The 5,365-nt window shown below is 49.5% G+C and carries 4 protein-coding genes, 4 tRNA genes, 1 rRNA gene and 1 pseudogene; 2 read left to right on the top strand and 8 right to left on the bottom strand.

The annotated features are described in order from the left end of the window. From tuf to OGX83_RS13465, 5 genes are all read right to left on the bottom strand, one after another. Positions 1-1,109: elongation factor Tu (gene tuf / locus OGX83_RS13445; RefSeq protein ID WP_286588197.1), on the bottom strand; the 1,109-nt coding region annotated here is incomplete at its 3' end. 118 nt (positions 1,110-1,227) lie between these two features. Continuing rightward, a tRNA-Thr gene (locus tag OGX83_RS13450) sits at positions 1,228-1,303 on the bottom strand. Positions 1,304-1,308: 5 nt separating this feature from the next. After that, positions 1,309-1,383 (bottom strand) — tRNA-Gly (locus OGX83_RS13455). A gap of 114 nt (positions 1,384-1,497) precedes the next feature. Beyond that, positions 1,498-1,582: transfer RNA gene (locus OGX83_RS13460), tRNA-Tyr, on the bottom strand. 8 nt (positions 1,583-1,590) lie between these two features. After that, a tRNA-Thr gene (locus tag OGX83_RS13465) sits at positions 1,591-1,666 on the bottom strand. Positions 1,667-1,685: 19 nt separating this feature from the next. Here OGX83_RS13465 and OGX83_RS13470 point away from each other — a divergent pair. Next, a pseudogene (locus OGX83_RS13470) lies at positions 1,686-1,766 on the top strand (hypothetical protein); the annotation flags it as partial. A gap of 289 nt (positions 1,767-2,055) precedes the next feature. Beyond that, the gene (coaA, locus tag OGX83_RS13475) at positions 2,056-3,006 is read left to right on the top strand and encodes a type I pantothenate kinase (RefSeq protein ID WP_003031107.1); all 951 of its coding nucleotides are present in this window, start codon (positions 2,056-2,058) and stop codon (positions 3,004-3,006) included. Between the two features lie 32 nt (positions 3,007-3,038). Here coaA and birA read toward each other — a convergent pair whose 3' ends face one another. From birA to rrf, 3 genes are all read right to left on the bottom strand, one after another. Further along, on the bottom strand, positions 3,039-4,001 hold the full coding sequence (gene birA / locus OGX83_RS13480) for a bifunctional biotin--[acetyl-CoA-carboxylase] ligase/biotin operon repressor BirA (protein ID WP_003826969.1): 963 nt from the start codon (positions 3,999-4,001) through the stop codon (positions 3,039-3,041). Next, the gene (murB, locus tag OGX83_RS13485; RefSeq protein WP_286588249.1) at positions 3,998-5,026 is read right to left on the bottom strand and encodes a UDP-N-acetylmuramate dehydrogenase; all 1,029 of its coding nucleotides are present in this window, start codon (positions 5,024-5,026) and stop codon (positions 3,998-4,000) included. The genes birA and murB overlap by 4 nt, the downstream gene beginning before the upstream one ends. 266 nt (positions 5,027-5,292) lie before the next feature. Next, positions 5,293-5,365: ribosomal RNA gene (gene rrf / locus OGX83_RS22885) — 5S ribosomal RNA — on the bottom strand; the annotation flags it as partial.

Genomic DNA, 5,365 nt, shown 5'->3' on the forward strand with positions numbered 1-5,365 from the left:
TCCATCGCGATTGGGTGGATCAGGGTAACAACCATTTTGATGTTGTCGCCCGGCATTACCATCTCTACGCCTTCCGGCAGTTCGATGGTACCAGTCACGTCAGTAGTACGGAAGTAGAACTGCGGACGGTAGCCTTTGAAGAACGGAGTATGACGGCCGCCTTCGTCTTTGGACAGAATGTACACTTCAGATTCGAACTTGGTGTGCGGCTTGATAGAGCCCGGCTTAGCCAGTACCTGACCACGTTCGATTTCTTCACGTTTGATACCACGCAGCAGAACACCAACGTTCTCACCAGCACGGCCTTCGTCCAGCAGTTTGCGGAACATTTCAACGCCAGTACAGGTAGACTTAGCAGTCTCTTTGATACCAACGATTTCAACTTCTTCACCAACTTTGATGATACCGCGCTCTACACGACCGGTAACAACGGTACCACGACCGGAGATGGAGAATACGTCTTCGATAGGCAGCAGGAACGGCTTGTCAATCGCACGCTCTGGTTCTGGGATGTAAGAATCCAGGAAGCCAGCCAGTTCGATGATTTTCGCTTCCCACTCTGCTTCGCCTTCCAGCGCTTTCAGAGCAGAACCACGAACGATCGGAGTGTCGTCGCCCGGGAAATCGTACTGAGACAGAAGTTCACGAACTTCCATTTCTACCAGTTCCAGCAGCTCTTCGTCATCAACCATGTCGCATTTGTTCAGGAACACGATGATGTACGGAACGCCTACCTGACGACCCAGCAGGATGTGCTCACGAGTCTGCGGCATCGGGCCGTCAGTCGCAGCAACAACCAGGATCGCGCCGTCCATCTGCGCAGCACCGGTGATCATGTTTTTAACATAGTCGGCGTGGCCCGGGCAGTCTACGTGTGCGTAGTGGCGAGTCGGGGTGTCATATTCAACGTGAGAAGTGTTGATGGTGATACCACGAGCTTTTTCTTCCGGCGCGTTATCGATCTGGTCGAATGCACGAGCAGCACCGCCGTAAGTTTTAGCCAGTACGGTAGTGATTGCAGCGGTCAGCGTTGTTTTACCATGGTCAACGTGGCCGATAGTACCGACGTTAACGTGCGGTTTAGTACGTTCAAATTTTTCTTTAGACATCGATTGTCCCTCTAAGACACGGATAAATCGGTGATATCACCACATCAACCAGGCAATATACCTGAGCTGTTGAATGCTTTTAAAAGTAAACAGAGAGAAACGGGAAGGAGAAGTGAAGTGGTGCTGATACCCAGAGTCGAACTGGGGACCTCACCCTTACCAAGGGTGCGCTCTACCAACTGAGCCATATCAGCACGTCTGGAGCGGGCAGCGGGAATCGAACCCGCATCATCAGCTTGGAAGGCTGAGGTAATAGCCATTATACGATGCCCGCATCCTGAAACTCGGCTACCCAGTTCTTTCTGCAACAAAAAAGAGATTTCTCTCTTTTCTGTTCGAGCTGATTAATTTTTTAATCAACTCAGGCGGCGATAACGCTGCCAGAAAGTGGTGGTGGGGGAAGGATTCGAACCTTCGAAGTCTGTGACGGCAGATTTACAGTCTGCTCCCTTTGGCCGCTCGGGAACCCCACCGGACTTGATGGTGCCGACTACCGGAATCGAACTGGTGACCTACTGATTACAAGTCAGTTGCTCTACCTACTGAGCTAAGTCGGCATCAAGTAGCGCGCATTTTATGGAGACACGCGCACTCATGCAACTAAAAAATTGCATAAAATGTTCTATCGCTCACATTTTGCACTATACGACCGATAAATAATCTATTTCCTCTTTGGATTGGACAAATTTCCAACGTCACGTGCCTCCTCTGGGAGGAATTTTGCTCCGGCAGGTACGCTTTGATAGAGAGAAAGCACATCTTTATACATCTGGAATACCCGTCACATTGCATTTCAGAGGATGATTTTTTCTTATTATTCCCCCCCATCTGGTGTTACCCTCCTGCCCATTGTCCAAATTAACTGAAATGTGCGTGCCATTGCGTACCGGGATGATTTCGTTTTTTACCGCAGACCTGATATAGCAATGACAGCCAGACCATGCGTATGAGTATAAAAGAGCAAGCGTTAACGTCGCCTTACCTACAGTTTGATCGCAACCAGTGGGCTGCGCTTCGTGATTCCGTGCCGATGACCCTGACCGAGGAAGAGATTGCTCGTCTTAAAGGCATTAACGAAGACTTATCGCTGGAAGAAGTTGCCGAGATTTATTTGCCTCTCTCGCGTTTGCTAAACTTTTACATCAGTTCGAACCTGCGACGTCAGGCCGTGCTGGAGCAATTTTTAGGCACGAATGGCGAGCGTATTCCTTATATTATTAGCATTGCTGGCAGCGTCGCCGTCGGTAAAAGTACGACTGCGCGTGTTTTGCAGGCTTTGCTCAGTCGCTGGCCCGAGCATCGCAAGGTTGAGTTGATTACTACCGATGGCTTTCTCCACCCTAACCAGGTATTGAAAGATCGTGGACTGATGAAGAAGAAAGGCTTCCCCCAGTCCTATGATATGCATCGCTTGGTTAAATTCGTTTCCGATCTGAAATCAGGCGTACCTAACGTCACGGCGCCGGTCTATTCCCATCTCATCTATGATGTGATCCCTGATGGCGACAAAACCGTTGCCCAGCCCGACATATTAATACTCGAAGGGCTAAATGTATTACAAAGCGGGATGGACTATCCTCACGATCCGCATCATGTATTTGTTTCTGACTTTGTCGACTTTTCTATTTATGTTGATGCGCCAGAAGAATTACTCCAGACGTGGTATATCAACCGTTTCCTGAAATTCCGTGAAGGGGCGTTTACCAACCCGGACTCTTATTTCCATAACTATGCAAAATTATCAGAAGATGAGGCTATCAACACCGCCACATCGTTATGGAAAGAGATTAACTGGCTGAATTTAAAACAAAATATATTACCAACGCGTGAGCGAGCAAGCTTAATCATGACGAAAAGTGCCAATCATGCCGTTGAGCAAGTCAGGTTGAGAAAATAAATAAAAAAGGGGAGCAACAGCTCCCCTTCTTATTACTCAGCGCTTCTTAGCGATATTTCTCCACCCATCCAGGGTTTGATCTCGCCATTTTGTTCAAGCAATAATGCACCTTGCGCGTCTATTCCACGAGAGATGCCAAATATTTCTTTATCGCCAATAATAAGTTTGACCGGGCGGTCGATAAAGTTATCCAGTCTCTTCCAGCGAGACAGATACGGCGCTAAACCTTCGTGCTCAAAGAGCACTAACGCAGCACGCAACTCACGTATCAGTCGGGCAGCAAGGGTATTGCGATCAATGTTAATGCCCGCTTCCTGCAAGTTAATCCAGCCTTGATTAACCACATTTTCTTCAACCCGGCGCATGGACATATTAATACCCGCACCGATAACAATCTGCGCGGCATCCCCTGTCTTACCGGTCAGTTCAACCAGGATCCCTGCCAGCTTACGGTCGAGCAAATAGAGGTCGTTGGGCCATTTTACACGTACCTTCTCTGCGCCCAGATCGCGTAAAACCTCAGCCATGACGATACCAATAACCAGACTCAGGCCAATCGCGGCAGCCGGTCCTTGTTCCAACCGCCAGAACATTGAAAGGTACAGGTTGGCACCAAACGGTGAAAACCATTTGCGACCACGGCGACCGCGCCCGGCTTGCTGATATTCAGCGACACAGGCATCCCCTGACTCCAGTTGACCTATTCGGTCCATCAGGTACTGATTGGTTGAGTCGATAACCGGCAGGACTGTGATATTTCCACCATCCAGTTGAGAATGAATAAGTGAGGCATCTAATAGTTGGATAGGCTCCGGTAAGCTGTATCCTTTACCTGGAACAGTAAAGACATCAACCCCCCAGTCGCGTAACGTCTGGACATGCTTATTGATTGCGGCACGGCTCATTCCCAACTTTTCACCGAGCTGCTCACCAGAATGAAATTCGCCATCAGCGAGTAATGAAATAAGCGTCAGAGGGACGGTATTATCCTTCATGCAATGATCTCCACAGCATTCATTTCACCCTGCGGGCCAATAAATCGGACCTCTGGTTCGAGCCAGACATTAAATTTCTCACCGACTTTTTGACGTACATAATGTGCAAGTTGCACCACATCCTGACTCGTCGCATTGTCTGCATTGATCAGCACCAGTGCCTGCTGTTGATGTACCGCTGCGCCACCAATGCGCTTACCTTTTAGCTGACACTGGTCGATAAGCCAGCCGGCTGCCAGTTTCACAGAACCATCAGCCTGCGGGTAATGAGGTGCTGTTGGGAATTTTGCCAGGAGCTCCTGCGCAATCTCTGCGCTGACAACCGGGTTTTTAAAGAAGCTTCCTGCATTACCGTTTACTTTCGGATCGGGCAGTTTTGTCGTGCGCATATGGCAGACAGAATCAAAAACCTGCTGAGGCGTCACCGTTGTAGGATCCAGGCGCGTCAGATCGCCATAGGTCAGTACCGGATGCCACTGTTTAGACAAGCGTAAACCAACAGCAATAATTGCGAAGCGATCCTGGTATTCATGTTTGAAGATGCTGTCACGATAACCAAAACGACATTCTGCTGCACCAACGCGCAGATGTTTGCCAGTCGACAGCTCAACGCAGTCTACGTATTCGCAGACGCGCTGTAGCTCTACGCCATAGGCACCAATATTCTGGATTGGCGATGAACCCACGCAGCCTGGGATAAGCGCCAGATTTTCCAGCCCAGGCATACCAAGCTGCAACGTATGCTGGACCAGATGATGCCAGTTTTCACCCGCACCTACGTGCAAATGCCACGCATCAGGTTGTTCTGTAATCTCAATACCCTTAATACGATTGACGATCACCGTACCCTGGAAGGTATCAAGAAACAGGACGTTACTCCCTTCACCCAGGATCAGTACAGGATGATGCGATGCATTGGCTGATTGCCAGGCATTCAGTAATTGTTGTTCATTTTCGGCGCAGACAAGTTCATTCGTTTGCTGATCGATACCGAAGGTGTTCCAGGCTTTAAGGGAGTGATTCATAGACGCTTTCCTGATGCAAAATCGCGCCTAGTTTACCGCATATACCGCAGGATGGCTTGTGTTATGGAGGCTCAGGATATTGCTTTGCACCCGATGGTGCGGTGTTGTGATGTGCCCGATGCGCTGCGCTTATCAGGCCTACTGAAACGCATTCACTGACGGGCTTCTGTAGGCCGGATAAGGCGGTACGCCGCATCCGGCGGTTTTCATTCCGCACAGACGCAAAAAAGCCCATCCGGCAGGATGGGCTTCTTCACTAAATTAATGCCTGGCAGTTCCCTACTCTCGCATGGGGAGACCCCACACTACCATCGGCGCTACGGCGTTTCACTTCTGAGT

The organism is Citrobacter sp. Cpo074 (genome assembly GCF_030332745.1).
In the GTDB taxonomy this organism is placed as follows: domain Bacteria; phylum Pseudomonadota; class Gammaproteobacteria; order Enterobacterales; family Enterobacteriaceae; genus Citrobacter; species Citrobacter portucalensis.